The sequence below is a fragment of the Sphingomonas sp. R1 genome (assembly GCF_025960285.1).
Classification (GTDB): domain Bacteria; phylum Pseudomonadota; class Alphaproteobacteria; order Sphingomonadales; family Sphingomonadaceae; genus Sphingomonas.
Window position 1 is genome coordinate 1,405,133 of the sequence record NZ_CP110111.1, and the last position, 16,560, is coordinate 1,421,692.

The 16,560-nt window shown below is 67.3% G+C and carries 17 protein-coding genes and 1 pseudogene; 7 read left to right on the plus strand and 11 right to left on the minus strand.

Features of this window, described 5'->3' with window-relative positions:
* Positions 1-451: 451 nt before the first annotated feature.
* From OIM94_RS06795 to OIM94_RS06810, 4 genes are all read right to left on the minus strand, one after another.
* Positions 452-778, minus strand: coding sequence for a hypothetical protein (locus OIM94_RS06795; RefSeq protein ID WP_264609320.1), 327 nt, complete (start codon positions 776-778; stop codon positions 452-454).
* 49 nt (positions 779-827) lie between these two features.
* Positions 828-1,820 (minus strand): cysteine synthase A, encoded by a 993-nt coding sequence (locus OIM94_RS06800; protein WP_264609321.1) that lies wholly within the window; start codon positions 1,818-1,820, stop codon positions 828-830.
* 46 nt (positions 1,821-1,866) lie between these two features.
* Positions 1,867-2,196, minus strand: a complete 330-nt coding sequence (locus OIM94_RS06805; RefSeq protein WP_264609322.1) for a DUF962 domain-containing protein — start codon at positions 2,194-2,196, stop codon at positions 1,867-1,869.
* A 137-nt stretch (positions 2,197-2,333) separates the two neighbouring features.
* Positions 2,334-3,188 (minus strand): flagellin, encoded by an 855-nt coding sequence (locus OIM94_RS06810; protein WP_264609323.1) that lies wholly within the window; start codon positions 3,186-3,188, stop codon positions 2,334-2,336.
* 366 nt (positions 3,189-3,554) lie between these two features.
* On the opposite strand from OIM94_RS06810, the gene OIM94_RS06815 reads away from it, so the two are divergent.
* Together OIM94_RS06815 and OIM94_RS06820 are read left to right on the plus strand one after the other, a co-directional pair.
* On the plus strand, positions 3,555-4,061 hold the full coding sequence (locus OIM94_RS06815; protein ID WP_264609324.1) for a DNA-deoxyinosine glycosylase: 507 nt from the start codon (positions 3,555-3,557) through the stop codon (positions 4,059-4,061).
* Between the two features lie 108 nt (positions 4,062-4,169).
* Positions 4,170-5,495 (plus strand): sensor histidine kinase, encoded by a 1,326-nt coding sequence (locus tag OIM94_RS06820; RefSeq protein WP_264609325.1) that lies wholly within the window; start codon positions 4,170-4,172, stop codon positions 5,493-5,495.
* A 233-nt stretch (positions 5,496-5,728) separates the two neighbouring features.
* Here OIM94_RS06820 and OIM94_RS06825 read toward each other — a convergent pair whose 3' ends face one another.
* Together OIM94_RS06825 and OIM94_RS06830 are read right to left on the minus strand one after the other, a co-directional pair.
* Positions 5,729-6,115 (minus strand): DUF6334 family protein, encoded by a 387-nt coding sequence (locus OIM94_RS06825; RefSeq protein WP_264609326.1) that lies wholly within the window; start codon positions 6,113-6,115, stop codon positions 5,729-5,731.
* Between the two features lie 100 nt (positions 6,116-6,215).
* The gene (locus OIM94_RS06830; RefSeq protein ID WP_264609327.1) at positions 6,216-6,719 is read right to left on the minus strand and encodes a hypothetical protein; all 504 of its coding nucleotides are present in this window, start codon (positions 6,717-6,719) and stop codon (positions 6,216-6,218) included.
* Between the two features lie 217 nt (positions 6,720-6,936).
* Here OIM94_RS06830 and OIM94_RS06835 point away from each other — a divergent pair, with 217 nt between their 5' ends.
* The 3 genes from OIM94_RS06835 to aat all read left to right on the plus strand — a co-directional run bounded on the left by OIM94_RS06835 (position 6,937) and on the right by aat (position 8,894).
* The gene (locus OIM94_RS06835) at positions 6,937-7,326 is read left to right on the plus strand and encodes a hypothetical protein (protein ID WP_264609328.1); all 390 of its coding nucleotides are present in this window, start codon (positions 6,937-6,939) and stop codon (positions 7,324-7,326) included.
* An 87-nt stretch (positions 7,327-7,413) separates the two neighbouring features.
* Positions 7,414-8,154: a ParA family protein gene (locus OIM94_RS06840; protein WP_264609329.1), complete on the plus strand. Its 741-nt coding sequence runs from the start codon at positions 7,414-7,416 to the stop codon at positions 8,152-8,154.
* Entirely contained in the window at positions 8,148-8,894 is a 747-nt protein-coding gene (gene aat / locus OIM94_RS06845; protein WP_264609330.1) for a leucyl/phenylalanyl-tRNA--protein transferase, read from the plus strand. The genes OIM94_RS06840 and aat overlap by 7 nt, the downstream gene beginning before the upstream one ends.
* A 35-nt stretch (positions 8,895-8,929) precedes the next feature.
* On the opposite strand, the pseudogene OIM94_RS06850 reads toward aat, so the two are convergent.
* The 5 genes and pseudogenes from OIM94_RS06850 to OIM94_RS06870 form a co-directional block, all read right to left on the minus strand.
* Positions 8,930-9,355, minus strand: a pseudogene (locus tag OIM94_RS06850) (DUF2155 domain-containing protein); the annotation flags it as partial.
* Positions 9,352-9,744, minus strand: coding sequence for an NADH:ubiquinone oxidoreductase subunit NDUFA12 (locus OIM94_RS06855; protein ID WP_264609331.1), 393 nt, complete (start codon positions 9,742-9,744; stop codon positions 9,352-9,354). The gene OIM94_RS06855 and the pseudogene OIM94_RS06850, both read right to left, overlap by 4 nt.
* Before the next feature lie 51 nt (positions 9,745-9,795).
* Positions 9,796-10,773 carry an alpha/beta hydrolase gene (locus OIM94_RS06860; RefSeq protein WP_264609332.1) on the minus strand — a complete coding sequence of 326 codons (978 nt, stop codon included), beginning with the start codon at positions 10,771-10,773 and terminating at the stop codon, positions 9,796-9,798.
* A gap of 121 nt (positions 10,774-10,894) precedes the next feature.
* Entirely contained in the window at positions 10,895-11,479 is a 585-nt protein-coding gene (locus OIM94_RS06865) for a cold-shock protein (protein ID WP_264609851.1), read from the minus strand.
* A 66-nt stretch (positions 11,480-11,545) separates the two neighbouring features.
* On the minus strand, positions 11,546-12,088 hold the full coding sequence (locus OIM94_RS06870; protein WP_264609333.1) for a regulatory protein RecX: 543 nt from the start codon (positions 12,086-12,088) through the stop codon (positions 11,546-11,548).
* Between the two features lie 121 nt (positions 12,089-12,209).
* On the opposite strand from OIM94_RS06870, the gene OIM94_RS06875 reads away from it, so the two are divergent.
* The gene (locus OIM94_RS06875) at positions 12,210-13,976 is read left to right on the plus strand and encodes a fatty acyl-AMP ligase (RefSeq protein ID WP_264609334.1); all 1,767 of its coding nucleotides are present in this window, start codon (positions 12,210-12,212) and stop codon (positions 13,974-13,976) included.
* Between the two features lie 240 nt (positions 13,977-14,216).
* Positions 14,217-16,481, plus strand: a complete 2,265-nt coding sequence (locus OIM94_RS06880; RefSeq protein WP_264609852.1) for a putative bifunctional diguanylate cyclase/phosphodiesterase — start codon at positions 14,217-14,219, stop codon at positions 16,479-16,481.
* Positions 16,482-16,560: the final 79 nt, after the last annotated feature.

Here is a 16,560-nt window from a genome sequence, read left to right on the forward strand (position 1 = left end):
CTCTCCCGCCGCCGGAATCACGCGGACCGTGCTCCAGCTGACGATGTTCGGGAGAAAAGGGTTCGTGCCCCCCTTTAGTGTGCCCTTTTAATCACAATATAGGCCGGGAAACAACGGGAGAGTTGGGGACAGCAGGGGAATTTGACCCACTGATCGCCACCATCTGGCGCAATTCCCGCAATGAACCCTTTTTGTTCTACATTCACCCCTGCGCTAGCCCTCGCAGATCCGGAAATATGCTTAATTTCGGCAGGGCGAGGCGCCGCGGCGCGCGCTTCGGCCTTTGCGGTGATCCGGGGGCGATCGCCGCAAAATCTCCGCAAGCTACGGAGAACATGGCAAATTTGTCACGTATGGCCGCAGGGGCGGGGCGCCGGCAGCACCCGGTGGGGCCTTTCCCCTCGCATCCCCGTTGCGTGTGTGCGGGGAAGCCAGCCTCCCCCTGCTCGACTCAGCGCCCGGCAGCTTCCTGCTGGTGGAGCTGCTCGCGGGCCTTGGCGGCGCCCGCCGGATCGGTCGAGTCGGCACCCGGCGCGACACCGAGCTCGGCCAGCGGCTCGTCGCGGGTGCGATCCGCGGCGGCATTGTCGGTTCCCGTCAGGTTCGCGACCACGGCGGCGTTCGAGGCCCCCGCCGCGCTCACCGGCGCCTCGCGATTCGCCGAGGAGAGAATCATGAACGAGAGCGCCATCAACAGGATCACCGCCGCGAGTCCGGTCATGCCGACGCGGATGCGCTGCATCGCCTGTGCTGGATCCTGATGCGAACCGAATTTCATGACTGTGGCATAAATGTAACGCGCAAGCGCGCGATTGTCGAGCGTAGCGTCAGCGCGACGCCAATTCTGCCGGAACGGGCAGCCCCTTGGCCGCCAGCCATGCCGGATCGTACAGCGTCGACAGGTAGCGGAAGCCGGTATCGCACAGGATCGTGGCGACCCGCTTGCCCGGACCCAGGGCGCGGGCGAGCCGCACCGCGCCGGCGACGTTGATGCCCGAGGACAGGCCAAGGCACAGCCCCTCCTCCGCCAGCAGTCGGCGCACCCATTCCAGCCCCTCCTCGTCGGAGATGCGGAACTGCGTGTCGATCGGCGCGCCCTCGAGGTTGCCGGTAATCCGCCCCTGGCCGATGCCCTCGGCCACCGACGAGCCTTCGGCACGCAGTTCGCCACAGGCAAAATATTCGTAAAGCGCGGCGCCATGCGGGTCGCTGAGCGCGATGGTGACATTCTCGTCCTTCGCCTTCAGCCCCAGGCCGACGCCGGCGATGGTGCCGCCGGTACCCGCTGCGCAGGTGAAGCCGTCGATGCGGCCCTCCATCTGCGTCCAAATCTCTTCCGCCGTGCCGTAGATGTGGGCCTTGCGGTTCGCGATATTGTCGAACTGGTTCGCCCAGATCGCATTGGGCGTCTCCTCGGCGATCCGGCGGCTGGTGTGCACGAAGTGGCCGGGGTTCGAATAGGGCGCCGCCGGCACCAGCACCAGTTCGGCACCGAGCGCGCGCAGCGTGTCCATCTTCTCGCGCGACTGCGTCTCGGGCATCACGATGATCGTGCGATAGCCCTTGGCATTGGCGACCAGCGCCAGGCCGATGCCGGTGTTCCCCGCCGTACCCTCGACGATCGTTCCGCCGGGCGACAGCAGCCCGCGCTCCTCGGCATCGTTGACGATGTAGAGCGCGGCGCGGTCCTTCACCGAAGCACCGGGATTGGCGAATTCGCACTTGGCGAAGATGTCGCAGCCGGTCGCCTCGCTGGGGCCCCGCAGCCGGACGAGCGGAGTATTGCCGATCAACGCGAGCGTGTTCTGGGAAACGTGCATGGCGGCTAGATAGGGTCCTGCCCCGGCCGCGCGCAAGCAACGCAATCTATTGCGCGACGCCGGCCTGCTTCAGATGCGGACCGAGCCGGCCGGCGATCCACAGGAAGAACATGCGGTAATCCGACAGGAGCGACCAGAGCGGATAGGTGAAGGTCGCCGGCCGGTTGCGCTCCACGCCGAAATGCGCGCCCCAGGCAAAGCCGTAGCCGGCCAGGGGAATGGCGATGAACCACCAGCTGTTCAGCAGCGCGCCTGCGGCGAGCGCGGCGAAGGTGAGCGCGGTGCCGACATAATGGAGCCTGCGCGTCGCCGGCCGGGCATGTTCGCGCAGATAATGGGGCCAGAAATCCCGGTAGCGGGTGATCGTGCGGGCCATGCGCAGGATCCTAACCGCATTCGCACCGCGCGGGAAGCCGGGCGCGCGGGACAAAAAGAAAGGGCCGGGATGGCGAACCATCCCGACCCTCTCCGGCTTCGGGGCCCCAGGGTTGGACCCGTTGGCCAGTCCGTCGATTAACGGAACAGCGAGGTGATGGTCTGCGGCGCCTGGTTGGCGATCGACAGCGCCTGCACGCCGAGCTGCTGCTTGACCTGCAGCGCCTGCAGCTTCGCCGATTCCTTCGCCAGATCGGCGTCGACGAGGTTGCCGATGCCGCTCTCGATCGTGTCGGACAGCTTGCTGGTGAAGGACTGCTGCGCGTCGATCTTGCGCGACGCGGCGCCGAGGCGGCCGAGAACGCCGGTCAGGTTGCTCTGCGTGGTGGTGATCGTGTCGATCATCGACTGCGCCGAAGCCTGGGTGCTGATCGTCGCGGAGGACGAGATCGTGATGGTCGAGCCACCGAGATCCAGGCCCTGGTTCGAAACCGAGAGCGAGTCCGGGTTCCAGGCGGTGGACGCGGTGTTCGAGTCCTGCAGCGACTGCAGCGCCGTCACGGTGCCACCACCGGTCTTGAGCAGGTTGGTGCCGTTGAAGTTCGCCGAGTTGACGATCGTGGTGATCTGGTCACGCAGCGCGGTGAAGTCGTTGTTCAGCTGCGTGCGGCTGTCGGCGGTCTGGCCGGCGTCCGCAGCCTGATAGGCCTTGGCCTTCATCTGGTTGACGATGTCGGAGATCTGCTCGGCACCGGCGACGGCGACGTCGGTCACGCTCTTGGCGCGGCTGAGCGACGACGACACCGACTTCAGGCCGCCCAGATCGCTGCGCAGGCCCTGGGCGATCGTGTAGGTCGCCGAGTCATCCTTGGTCGACGAAACCGCCAGGCCGGTGTTGATGCGGCTCTGGGTGGTCGACAGATCCTTCTGCGTCGAGCTCAGGCTCTGCAGAGCCGCCATCGCGCCGACATTGGTGTTCACGGAGAAAGCCATGGGTGATCCCTTCTGGAAAAACGCCGCTTCTGCGGCGGGGCCGAAATCGCCGGCCCATGCGGAGCGCTGTTTGTGCGCCGCACCGTTATTCGGCCGAGAGAATTGAATTATTGTAAACTCTTGAAAAAAGATTCTGGCGAAATCCGCTCAGTAGAAAGGAAGTCCATTCCGCATTTTTACGGTTAACGCATGTTCACCAATAAGGACGTAGATCGACTCCGGATCCCATGCACATGGCGAACATGCTTGACCAATCCTTAACGCGGTGCGCATCCGGCCAGAAAAGACCTTCGATTTCACCCTGAATCCCGCGTCCGCGCAGCCGCCCCTTTCGACGCGCGCCGCCCTGCCCTACCAATCGCCGCGATGTCCGAACGCAAGCACAGCTTCCCGCCCGTCGTCGCCTCCGATACCCGGTTGCTGATACTGGGTTCGCTGCCCGGGGAGCGCTCGCTGGCCGCCGCACGCTATTACGCTCACCCGCAGAACCAGTTCTGGCAGTTGCTCTCCCCTGCCGCCGGCCGCGATCTCGCGGGGCTGGAGTATGAAGAGCGGCTGGCGGCGCTGCGTGCGGCGCGGATCGGCCTGTGGGACGTGGTGGCCAGCGCGACGCGCCCCGGCAGCACCGATGCGGCGCTGCGCGACATTGCGCCGCACGACATCGCCGCGCTTGCCGCCACCCTGCCCGATCTGCGCGCGATCGCGTTCAACGGCGCCACCGCACATCGCCACGGTCTGCGCCAGCTCGGCACCGTCGCCAGCCGCTATGCGATCATCGCGCTGCCGTCCTCTAGCCCGCTGCATACCGTCGGCTTGGCGGCCAAGCTTCCCGCCTGGCGCGAACTTGCCCCCTTCTTGCGCGATAATGATTAGCGTTAGCTCCGAATGGGACGGCGGCCGGATGCTCTGTTGAGACCAAGTAGCAATACGTAGTGGGCTTCCTGCACGGTCCGGATACTCTCATCTTTGAGAAACCATGCGATGCTGACCCGCACCGACCTTTCCGGCACCACCGACCAGGCCTGCGACGGTGGCAGCGACGAGAACGTGCATCGTCAGCTGCTCGAACTGTTGGCAGACAGCGCGAGCGAGCTTCTGCAGGCCGAGGATCTTGCCCCCGCGCTGGACCGGATCTTCGAGCGGATCCGCACCCAGCTGCGCCTCGACGTCTTCTTCCATTATGCGTTCGACGAAGCCGCCGAGATGCTGGACCTCGCCGCCTGGGGCGGCGTTCCGGCCGAGCGGATGCAGGACTGGCGTCGCATCGGGATCACCGAAGGTGTGTGCGCCACGCTGGTGCAGGAACGCCGGGTGATGATCGGCGAGAATATCCACGAGTCGGACGATCCTCGCCACGAGGTCGCGCGCGGCATGGGCCTGCGTGCCTTCTACGGCACGCCGCTGCTGCACAAGGATCGACTGCTCGGCACGCTCGCGTTCGGCCGGCGCTGCTGCGGCCGCTTCAGCGACACCGAGGTGCGTTTCTTGCAGACGCTGTCGAGTTATGTGACGCTCGCCGACCACCGCATCGGCGTCGACCGCGAGTTGCGCGCCCGGCTGCAGGAGCGCGACCGGATGCTGGCCGAGCGCCGCGTGATCGAGCGACAGATGGTCGAGCTGACCCGCGCCAGCGCGCTCGGCTCGATCGCCGCGACGGTGGCGCACGAACTCAACCAGCCGCTCGCGGCCGCGACCAACTATCTCGCCGCGCTCCGCCTCGCCCCGTCGAGCGACGCGACAGCCCAGGGGCTGGCGCATTCCGCCGAGCAGCAGCTGCATCGGGCGGGCGAGATCATCCGGCGCATCCGGCGGATGGTCCGCCAGGACGACCTGCTGCTCGAAACCCGCGCGCTGGCGCCGGTGGTGGAAGAGGCGGTGCTGCTCGTGCGCGCCGCGGCGCCGTGGCTGCTGCCGCCGGTGACGGTCGACATCGCGCCGCAGGCGACGCATGCCCGGTTCGACAATGTCCAGATCGCGCAGGTGCTCGCCAACCTGCTGCGCAACGCCGGCCAGGCCTGTGCCGATCGGCACGATGCGGCGATCACGGTCGCGACGCGCCCGCACGAGAGCGGTACCGTCGCCGTGCATGTGATCGACAATGGCCGCGGCGTCGCGCCCGCGCTGCAGCCCATGCTGTTCCAGCCCGGCCTCGGCGCCCCGGGGCGCGAGGGACGGGGCATGGGGCTCGGCCTCGCCATCTCGCACCATCTCGTCCAGGGACATGGCGGCAAGATCTGGCCGGAACAGACCCCCGGCGGCGGCGCCACCTTCGTCTTCACCCTCCCGGCAGCGCATATTCCCGGGTGAGGGAGCTTCAGGATGCGCGCTGCTCTGCTACTCTTTCGGAATGCGCCCTCTCCCAGCCCTCCTGATCGCGATAGCCGCAGGCGGACTGCTCGCCGCGCTTTGCGAGCATCTAACTTCCGCTCCGCCCGAGGTTGGAGCAGGCCTCGCGGGTGTGTTCACGGTTGGCATCTACGACGTAGGGCGACGGTGCCTACGCAGGAACGTGTGAGACACGTAGCGCCCAAAGTGGGCGTTTAGCGGCTCGCGTTGATGTGCTTAATCGTAAGGGTGGAGGCTTCGCCAAGGAAGCAGATTTGCGGTTCGATACCAAAAAATGACAGCGTGAACATGTCAAGATAACCACGGTAATTGCGACCTATCCAACACCATCCAAGCGTAGAACCGATGGCATCGGCAATCTCCGCAACTTCAATCCAGCCGCTCGTAAGGTTGGAGGCTTCTTCCAAGGTGACGACCACTTCATCCGTATCAGGATCTACCCGAAGCACGACGGCTCTCTGCTCGACGACAAAGGCGATGGATTCCCAACCGGCAGGACCATCTCGGCGTCCCACGACTCCACTCACCGTTCGACCGTGAACTTCCTCATAGTCGAATTGGAGCATCGTGCGGTCAGCCATTCAGCCATATATCCCAAAAACGGAGCCGCGGCTCTCCACCCAAGTCCAGACACGCGCTCCCTACCAATGGCGCCACCCGACACCCTTGGGCGGGCTGCGCCTATTCGCTGTCGTTCCCGGCCGCACCATTGTCATAGGGCACCGAGAGCGCTTCGTTGTACAGGTCGCGGTGGACCTGCTCGATGCTTTGGGCAAAGCCGCAGCCCTCCAGCGTCTTTGCGCCGATCCGGACCTCGGCCAGGACGATCCCGCCGCCGAGGCAGCTGCCGGGCCGCAGCGTGATCGTCACCGCCGCGCCGTCCGGGGTCTGGGTGGGATAGACCGCGGCACCGTTCTTCATCTGCGGCGAGATCGGGTAGAAGGGTACCGGCTTGCCGCCGGCCGGGCGGTAGAGAATGCGCCCCGGCGCCAGATCGAGCGTCCAGCCGGTCTCGAGCGATCCGCCGCGCAGTTCCAGCGGCGCGGCAAGGTCGACTGCGCCCAGCATCGGCCCGCGACGCACCGCGGCATTGGCGGGATCGTCGGCGGCGTTTTCGCTGGGCGTTTCCCCGCAGGCGGCCAGCAGCGCCAGCGGCATCAGCATCCAGCACAGGCTCGGCTTCATTCCAACTCTCCTCCGCCGCTTCCTGCGCAGTCGCCGCCGCGGGGTCAAGCAAGCTAAACGCCGTCCTCCCCCCGGTAGCGGCATCTGCCCTTAGGTGCGGAGGTTTCCCGGTTGCGCGATGCTTGCGTCCACGCCGTTGCGATGCACAATTCCGCGATATGTTGTACCCCCTTTTCGCTTGACGATGTTTAGCACCTGAGGAAAAGCACCCTACGCTATGAAAAACGCCTCCCCCCTCGTCCTCTCCGCCGCAGCCCTGCTTTCGCTGGCTGCCTGCAACAACCAGCCCGAAGTGGTCGACAGCCGCGCGCCGGATCCGATGGCGTCGCAGCTCGCCAACGCTGCGCCGGTCGAAGCCCCGCCGACGATCGAGGCGACGGTGAGCTTCCGCTGCCAGCCGGGCAACACGCTGCTCGCGGCCGACTTCTTCAAGGGCAGCAAGATGGTCGCGCTGCGCGAGAAGAAGGATTCGCCCAAGTCGGTGCTGCTCACCGCACCCGAAGCGGGCAAGCCCTATGTCGCGGCAGGCGGCTACAAGATCGACGGCACCGCCAAGGCGGCCAAGATCACGCTCGCCGACGGTTCGGTCCACACCTGCAAGGCCTGAGACGGCGCTGCACCGCAGAAAAACAGGGCCCGGCGGGTATTTCCGCCGGGCTTTTTTCATGCCAGCTTCACCCCCGAGGAGACTCCAGTGTCCACCGTTGCGGTCTACAGCCTGAAGGGTGGCGTCGGGAAGACGACGCTGACGATCAACCTGGCCTGGGCATCGGCCATGCGCTCGGCCCGGCGCACGCTGCTCTGGGATCTCGATCCGCAGGCGGCCTCCACCTTCCTGCTCGGCGGCGATGCGGCCGGGCGCCACCCTGCCCAGTCGATCTTCTCGAAGGACGTCGCCGCGGCCAAGCTGATCCGCGGCACCGCAGTCGAGCGGCTGGATCTGCTGCCGGCGGACAGCTCGCTGCGCCAGCTCGACCACCTCTTTCACGCGCTCGACAAGAAGAAGCGGCTGAGCAAGCTCCTGGAAGATCTGGGCGGCGATTATGACCGCATCCTGCTCGATTGCCCGCCGGGCCTGACCGAGACGAGCGAACAGGTGATGCGCGCCGCCGATCTGATCGTGGTGCCGGTGGTGCCCTCGCCGCTGTCGCAGCGCGCGTTCGACGATGTCGCCGCCCATCTCGCGCAGCGCGGCGCCAAGGTGCCCCTGCTGCCGGTGCACGCGATGGTCGATCGGCGCCGCAAGCTGCATGCCGACGCGCTCGCCCGGCACCCGGACTGGCCGGTAATCCCGATGGCGAGCCTCATCGAATCGGTGGCGGTGCAGCGTGCGCCGGTGGGAGCCTTCGCGCCCCGCAGCGCCGGCGCCCGCGCGTTCAACGATAGCTGGCAGGTCATCGAACGCTATCTGGCGGAACGCGTCCAGCGATGGTGACGCGCCACCGGCCGCCCGCCAGGGAACTGGATCCCGCCCTGGTGCTGCGGGCCTATGCGATGGGCGTGTTTCCGATGGCCGATTCGCGCGATGCCGAGGCGGTCTACTGGGTGGAGCCCAAGCTGCGCGGCGTGCTGCCGCTCGACGGCTTTCACTGTGCCCGCTCGCTGCGCAAGACGATCCTCGCCGATCGCTTCCACGTCACCATCGACCGCGATTTCGCGGGCATCCTGCGACTGTGCGCCCAAGCCGCCGCCGACCGCCCGGACACCTGGATCAACGGCACGATCGAGCACGCCTTCCTGGCGCTGCACCGCCAGGGCCATGCTCATTCGATCGAATGCTGGGAAGGCGACCAGCTCGCCGGCGGCCTCTATGGCCTGGCGCTGGGCCGGGCCTTTTTCGGGGAGTCGATGGTCACCCGGGTCCGCGATGCCTCCAAGGTCGCGCTGGCGCATCTCGTCGCACGACTGAAGGCCGGCGGCTTCCAGCTGCTCGACTGCCAGTTCATCACCGACCACCTCGCCTCGATGGGCGCGGTGGAGATTCCGCGCGACGACTATGTCGCGTTGCTGGAAGCGGCACTCGGCGATTCGGCCGGCGCGGGTAGCGGCGCGCTTTCGTTCCCGTCCCCCGCAGGCGACCTCTTCGCGCTGGATGCCCCGGGCGACGATGCCGGCACGGTCTCCGGCCCGCTGTCCCGGAAGGTCATCGCGCAACTCTTCGGCCAGACATCGTAGATCGGGTGCTGCACCACGTTGAGCGCCGGCTGCTCCTTGTAGAGCCAGCCGGAAAAAACCCGGTGCCAGCGCTTGTCGTCGCGGTGCACGTCCAGCTGGACGAAGGCGCCGGTCAGCCGGTCCTGCTCCCAGGGGGCGGTGCGTTCGCAGGCGCGCAGGCGAACCGTCACCGTCCCGTCGATTCGCGCGGCCTGGCCGGGCTTCAGCGTGATCTCGCGCTCGACGCCGTTGCGCTTGTTCAGCACGCCCAGCACCGCAACGCGTTCGCGCATGGGGGTGGCAGCGGCATCGACGGTCGCAGCGTCCGGGCCCGTCGAGACGGTATCGACGCCCTGATTGTCGCCGGCGCCGGTGATCACGATCTCGTCACCGCCATTGTCGCCCGCAGCGGCACCGTTGCCGCCCCCGCCGCCCGCACATCCGGCCAGCGCGAGCGCGGCCAGCGCCGCGGCAGCCTTCATGCGTCGGGCGTCCAGGCCTCGTAATCGCCCGTGGCACGTACCCGCTGGCCGCCCTTTTCGAGCGCGCCGGGCGGACGATAGGCGAGCTCCGTTCCGGTCAGGTTCGGCTCGGCGGGCTTTTCCCATGCGCGCACCGGCGGCAGCGACTCATCGGGTGCGCCGTCGATCTGATGGGACAGCCAGCTGAACCATTCCGGCGGAATGCGGCTGGCATCGTTGGACCCCTTGTAGATCACCCAGCGGCGCGGAATGCCGTTGGGATCGCGGCCACCCTCGAAATAGAGGTTGCCGAGCGAGTCCTCGCCGACGCGCTTCTTGCCGCGCAGTCCCATGCGAGTGCCGAACGTGGCGCCGTTCCACCAGGTGAAGATCGGAAAAGGAAGTCCCATGGCCCTGCCCGATACCGCCAAGCGGGCGGCTCGGCAAGGTTCCGATGCGGCTCAGCGCGGCGAATGCTGCAGGACGAAGGCGGCGATCCCCTCCACCAGCCCCGGTGCCAGCGGCAGCGCCGGATCGCGATAGGTGGCGAGGCTGGCGGCGCGGCCATCCGATTCGGCCTGCTTGAGCGCATGCGTCATGCGCGGCACCTCCAACAGCGTCGCGTCCGGTCGCGCACGGTGCAGCGCCTTGGCATCGGCGGCAACGGCCTGGACATCGTTCGTCCCCGACACGATCAGCACCGCGCCCCGATAGGCCCGCGCCAACACGGCAGGGTCAAGCGCCATCTGGTCGATCAGGAACCCCTGCACTGCCGGGGCGAACAGCGGCAGCAACACCGGCGGCATGGCCGCTGCGTCCACGGGCTCGCCACGCTCCAGCCGGGCGAACCCGGCATCGGCCTGCGCGAGCATCTCCGGCGGCAATGCGGCAGCGGCAAGTTGCTCGCGCAACAGCGTTCCCAGCGGCCGTCCTGCGGCGGCAAGCAACACCAGCCCGCAAATGCCCTCGGGCGCCTGCGCCGCCTTGAGCGCGATCAGGCCGCCCTCGCTGTGCCCCAGCACCCATATGCAGCGCGCGCCGGTCTTCGCGCGGATCACCCGTATCCATTGATGCACATCGTCGGCATAGTCGGCGATGGTCACGGCGTTGGGATCGGAAATTGCCGCCGCGCTGCCGAACAGTCCGCGCTTGTCGATCCGTACCGATCCGATCCCGCGCACCGCCAGCGCCTGGGCGAGCAGCCGGGTGCTACCGGCCTGGACGCCCAGTCGATTGTTGCCGTCGCGGTCGGTCGGGCCGGAGCCCGGCAGCATCAGTACCACCGGCTTGCCCCGTGCCGGCGGAATCAGCGTGCCGGCGAGCGGGCCCTTCGGCCCCGGCGCCGCGATCTCACGCTCTGGGGGCGTCTGCGCCGTGGCGGGGGAAGCGGCAAGGGCCAGCAGCAACGGCAGCGCCGCCGCGCGTATCCAGGGCGACATCGAAGAGCCTCGCTCGAATGATGATATCACCTTAATATCATATTCGGGCAGAGGCACAAGCGAGCGCGGATCGCCGCCGCCCGCCTGGCCCCTGGCGGCATATCCGCGATCGCGTCCGGCGTCAGAGCGGTCGTTCGACGGCTACGGTCAGCGGGCCCTTTTCGCCATCGACGATGCGGGCGCGAAGCGGCTGGCCGGGTTCGACTTCCTCGATGCCCGCGCGGCGCAGCGTCTCCATGTGCACGAAGATGTCAGCGGTGTCGCTCGTACGGACCAGGAAGCCGTAGCCTTTGAGCCGGTTGAACCACTTGACCGTAACCGGCTCGAATGGCCCGGCCTCGCCCATCAGCTTCAGCCGCTCGACCCGCTCGACCGGCCGTTTCACCGGCTCCACGGCTTCACTGAGATCGATGGAGAGCACGGCCTTGGCCTGCAGCCCGCGCTGGCGTTGCACCGCAACGCACTCGATCCGCGCGCCTTCCGGCAGGCTGCGGCGGCCATGATCCTGCAATACCGAGAAATGGATCAGGATGTCGCCGACGGTAGGATCGTCCGCGACCAGAAACCCGAAGCCCCGCGTCACATCAAACCATTTGATGACCCCGCGATATACTCGTTCGTCGACCTCGACATCACGCACGAACCGGAGTTCCCCTTCCGATGCGACCGCATAGTGTTCAGACGCCAGCTGTTGCTCAGCACGCATTATCGTTATCCCCCAAGCCAGCAACATTAACACAGCATTACCCGTAAGGGGAATCGCTTTGTGCGATCAGGAATGTCCCGCGTTGAACGGGGCTTCCGGCTCCTCTCCCGGTTCCATGCGCAATATTCTAAACGCAATTTCAGGCGGGTGCCCCGCCCGTAAAAATGCAGCGACTTGCTTTTTGTGAAGATCTCGATCCACGGGCTTTGCCGAGAAAGGTCCGAATCGGCGACGACGCGCAAAGGCGAGCGCGCTGGCGAACGCATCGGCCGCGATCGCCTCTTCCAGGTCGGCGCTGTCCTCCGCATCGATACCGTCGTGGCGCAGCGCCATCGCCACGCGCCGCGCACCCAGACCGCGCCGCGCCATCGATCGCACCCGCGCCTCCGCAAAGGCGCGGTCGTCGACATAGCCGCGTTCCGCCATCCGCTCGGCGATGCCGCCCGGGTCCGGCGCCCCCTCGCCATCCCAGCCGCGTTCGCGCAGCTTGCGGGCGAGATAGGCGCTCAGGCGCGCGCGCGTGGTGGCGAAGCGCTCTACGTAGCGCAGCGCCAGGCGATCGAGATCGGCGGCGGTGAGCGGTGGCTTGGAACGGGACGGTTCGGGCATGCGCCTTGATTGTGCCACAGTGCCAACCGATTTTGAACGATACTGCGTAGCAGAGCACCTGCGGAAAACTGCGTTGTGGGGGCACAACGACCTGCTACCTCACAGGGGCACGAGAAAAAGAATGGTATTGAACGAAACGGGATCGCTCGAAACAGTGGATACGGCAGTGCTTGCGCCCACGCCCACGGAAGACAGTCTCCCGCGCCGTTTCGCTGATTTCGAAACGCTGGGCGCTGCGCTGGATTATGCCGCGCAGGGTGTGCGCGGTCTGAACTTTCACGATGCGCGCGGCAAGCTCGCACGGCCTTATCCGTTCGCGGAACTGCGTGCCGACGCGCTGGAGCAGGCGCGCCGCCTGATCGCGGCCGGCATCCAGCCGCAGGATCGCATTGCGCTGATCGCGGAGACCGGGCCGGAATTCGCCGCGCTGTTCTTCGGCGTGATCTATGCCGGTGCCTGGCCGGTACCGCTGCCGCTGCCGACCAGCTTCGGCGGCGCGCAATCCTATATCGACCAGCTGCGTGTCCAGCTCGAGAGCTGCGACCCGACGCTGCTGATCTACCCGCCCGAGATCGGCGCGATGTGCGCCGAGGCCGCGCGCCTGACCGAGGTGGACGGGATCGACTGGGCCGCCTTCTCCGAGCGCCCCGCGCCGGAGACAACGCTGCCGCAGGCCAAGCCGGACGACATTGCCTATCTGCAATATTCGAGCGGCTCGACCCGCTTCCCGCACGGCGTGGTGATCACCCACCACGCGCTGCTCAACAACCTCGCCGCGCACAGCCACGGCATGGAAGTGCAGGCGTCGGATCGCTGCATCTCGTGGCTGCCCTGGTACCATGACATGGGTCTGGTCGGCTGCTTCCTGTCGCCGGTCGCCAACCAGGTTTCGACCGATTACATGAAGACCGAGGATTTCGCCCGGCGCCCGCTCGCCTGGCTGGACCTCATCAGCCGCAATCCCGGCACCAGCATCTCCTATTCGCCGACCTTCGGCTACGACATCTGCGCCCGCCGCATGTCCAGCCAGACCAAGGCGAGCGAGCGCTTCGACCTCCACCGCTGGCGGCTCGCCGGCAACGGCGCCGACATGATCCGTCCGGACGTGATGCAGCGCTTCGTCGACGCCTTCGCCGATGCGGGCTTCAAGGCGACTGCCTTCCTGCCGAGCTACGGCCTGGCCGAGGCGACGCTGGCGGTCTCGATCATGCCGCCGGGCGAAGGCATCGTGGTCGAGCTGGTCGAGGAGACGCAGCTTTCCGGCGGCGTCGCCCGCGCCGATCGCCCGCAGCGCTACCGCGCCGTGGTCAACTGCGGCAAGCCGGCGCGCGACATGACCATCGAGATCCGCGAGGAAGACGGCACGCCGCTTCCCGAAAAGGCGATCGGCAAGGTCTGGTGCAAGGGCCCGTCGGTAATGGTCGGCTATTTCCGCGATGAGGCCGCCACCGAGGCGTGCATGGCCGATGGCTGGCTGGACACCGGCGACATGGGCTACATGTCGGACGGCTATATCTACATCGTCGGCCGCGCCAAGGACATGATCATCGTCAACGGCAAGAACCACTGGCCGCAGGACATCGAATGGGCGGTGGAACAGCTGCCCGGCTTCAAGCAGGGCGACATCGCCGCCTTCGCGATCACCACGCCGGGTGGCGAGGAGACGCCGGCCGTGCTGGTCCAGTGCCGCACCTCGGACGAGCAGGAGCGGCTGCGCCTGCGCGACGAGATCCGCGAGCGCGTCCGCTCGGTCACCGGCATGAACTGCGTGGTCGAACTCGTGCCGCCCCGCACCCTGCCGCGGACCAGCTCGGGCAAGCTGAGCCGCGCCAAGGCCCGCAACCTGTACCTGAACGGCGAGATCAAGCCCTACGCGATCGCCGCCTGATAGCCAGATCCGGCCGGGGCACGTCCCCGGCCGGACGCGCGGTGCGGCACCGCCGCCACATAAGCGAGCAAATGAACGCGATCAGGTCCATTTCGCGATCCGCCTAACCTCTCGCTAACCTCCCTGCGCTACGCCGGGACCGTGAGCAGTTCCACGCCAACGCCGCTGATCCAACCGCGCGTCGATCTTCGCGCGTTGCTGGCGCTGAGCGATCCCAAGGATTCGATCGACTGGGCGCGGATGCGCGCCGCACAGCTCGATGCCGGCCGGCGGAGCGCGCTGCTGCTCTTTTCCGCGCACACGCTGGGCGCCGCGCTGGCAGCGATCGCGCTTGCGCCGCTCGCCTCGCACCGCTTGCTGTTCTGCTGGATGGCACTGGCGCTGGGGACTGCCGGCTGGGTGACGCTGCGGCGCCTCGGCTGGCGCGAGGGCCATGCGCTTACCGCCACCTTGGGCGATCTCCGTGGAACGGGCGTGGAAGGCATCGCGATGGGGCTGGCCTGGGCCATCCTTCCCCTCGCGTTCGGCTCGATCGCCACGGCGCGGCAGAGCCTCGACCTTTGGGCGGCCACGACGCTGGTCTTGACCGCAACGGCGATGACGATCGGCGTGCTGCCGCTCGTCGGCTTGAGCTTTATCGCTATTCTGGGTGGAGTCTGTGCGGTCACCCTGCTGCTCGTCGGTACGCCGCTGCTCGCCGCCGCCGCGACGATGCTTACCCTGCTGCTCGGCGCCGGCAGCTTCGGCCGCGCCCGCGCGGTGGTGCTGCTCCAGGCCAACCGAATGGCGCTGGCCGAACGCGATCAGACGGTGAGCCTGCTGCTTCGCGAATTCGAGGATGCCGGTTCGGACTGGTTGTGGGAGATCGACGCGCAGCGCCGCGTGGTTCGGGCCAGCCCCAGGCTCGCAGCCTCCCTTGGGCTCGATGCCGGGACGCTGGCGGGGATGCCGTTTCTCAAGCTGCTCGCCGGTCCGGCCTGGGAAAGCGGCCGAGTCACCGCCGAATTCCACGCCCTCGCCGAGCGGCTGAAAGGTCGCGAGCCGTTCGCCGACTTGGCGGTGCCCATCGACATCGACGGCGATCGCCGCTGGTGGCGAATGTCGGCCAGCCCCAAGTTCGACGAGCGCGGCGCCTTTTCGGGCTTCCGGGGGGTCAGTTCGGACGTGACCGAGCAACGCCGCGCGACCGAGCAGATTCACCGCATGGCCAGGTTCGACGCCCTGACCGGGCTGCCCAACCGCCTGCACATCAACGAAACGCTCGCCGCAGCCATGGCCGAGGCCGACAAATGGGGCGGGCGCTGCGCCTTCATGATGATCGACCTCGATCGCTTCAAGGCGGTCAACGACACGCTCGGCCACCCGGTGGGCGACCGGCTGCTCCAGCGCGTGGCGGAGCGGCTGCGCCAGCTGGTCAGCGCCAACGAGATGATCGGGCGGCTGGGCGGCGACGAGTTCGCCGTGGTGGTGCGCGACGCGCGCGACGGCGAGCGGGTGGAACGGCTCGCCCAGGGCATCATCGATGCGGTGTCCCAACCCTATGAGGTCGATCAGCACACGCTGTATATCGGCGCATCGGTCGGCCTGGCGATCACGCCGCGCGACGGGCGCACGGCGGAGACGCTGGTCCGCTCCGCGGACCTCGCGCTGTATCGCTCGAAGGATGCGGGCGGCGGCGTGTTCCATGCCTATGAGCCGCAGTTGCACGTTGCGGCCGAAGAGCGCCGGGTTCTCGAGATCGCGCTGCGCGCGGCGGTCGAGAAGGGGCAGATGCAGCTCGCCTATCAGCCGGTGGTCAATGCCCGCAGCGGCGGGCTGATCGGGTTCGAGGCGCTGCTGCGGTGGACGCATCCGGAACTCGGCAGCATCCCGCCTTCCAAGTTCATCCCGCTCGCCGAGGAGGCGCGGCTGATCGGTGCGATCGGCGAATGGGTGCTGCGCACCGCGTGCGACGAAGCGGCCCGCTGGGAGCAGCCCGCGCGGATCGCGATCAACGTCAGCCCCGATCAGCTGCACAATCCCGGCTTCGCAGCGATCGTCGCCAATGCGCTCGCCCGCTCCGGCCTCGCCGCCGATCGGCTGGAGCTGGAAGTGACCGAAAGCGTGTTCCTGCGCGAAGGCACCGCGGCGGTCAGCGTGCTGGAACAGATTCTCGATCTCGGCGTGCGGCTGAGCCTCGACGATTTCGGCACCGGCTATTCGTCGCTCGGCTACCTTACCCATACCCGCTTCAGCTCGATCAAGATCGATCGCAGCTTCGTCCAGTGCGCCGCCCGTGGCACGCGTGAGGCGATCGCGATCATTCGCGCCGTGGTTGCGCTGGCCGACAGCCTGGGCATGGCGACGACCGCGGAAGGCGTGGAGACCGAGGTCGAGCACCAGATGGTCCAGGCCCTTGGCTGCACGCGTGCGCAGGGCTTCTATTTCGGCCGGCCGCTTCCCGTCGGCGAGGTGCGTTCGCTAGCGTCACGAAACGGTAATGAAACGAGCCGCGCGCTGGCGTGACTTTCGGCGCAGCGTTCCCGAATCGAGACATAACCCCTTTTTTTTATTGGAACTTTGGAACCCTTCGCGGGTCTCGCCT